The organism is Isoptericola haloaureus (genome assembly GCF_036689775.1).
Classification (GTDB): domain Bacteria; phylum Actinomycetota; class Actinomycetes; order Actinomycetales; family Cellulomonadaceae; genus Isoptericola; species Isoptericola haloaureus.
The window spans coordinates 1-364 of the sequence record NZ_JBAGLP010000042.1 but is presented as its reverse complement, the minus strand read 5'-3'; the positions used below and the strand labels follow the sequence as shown (position 1 = coordinate 364).

Here is a 364-nt window from a genome sequence, read left to right as displayed (position 1 = left end):
GTCGGCGCGGCCGGCGCGGATCATGTCCAGGCCGTAGCCGATCGCCTCGGCGCCGGAGGCGCAGGCCGAGACCAGCGCGTGCGCGCCGGCCTGGGCGCCGAGCTCGAGGGAGACGTAGGCCGCCTGCCAGATCATGAAGTTGCTGGTGCGCTGCTCGCCGGAGGACCGCAGGAACAGGTCGACGTCGGGCAGGTCCGGCTCGTCGAGGTACTGCTGGACCGTCTTCTCGGTGACGAGGTAGCGGTCCTGCTGGGAGGAGTAGAGCCGGTCGGCCTGCCGGAAGAGCCCGGCGACACCGGTGGTGGTCCAGTAGTTCGGCGCGGACTTCTCCACCGAGGCGTCGAGCCGGTCCTGCATCCCGTAG

1 protein-coding gene is annotated in these 364 nt (G+C 71.2%); it reads right to left on the bottom strand.

Going from position 1 to position 364, the window contains the following annotated elements; all coding sequences use genetic code 11:
* On the bottom strand, positions 1 to 364 hold a 364-nt coding region (locus tag V5O49_RS00155; RefSeq protein ID WP_332900453.1), incomplete at both ends, for an undecaprenyl diphosphate synthase family protein.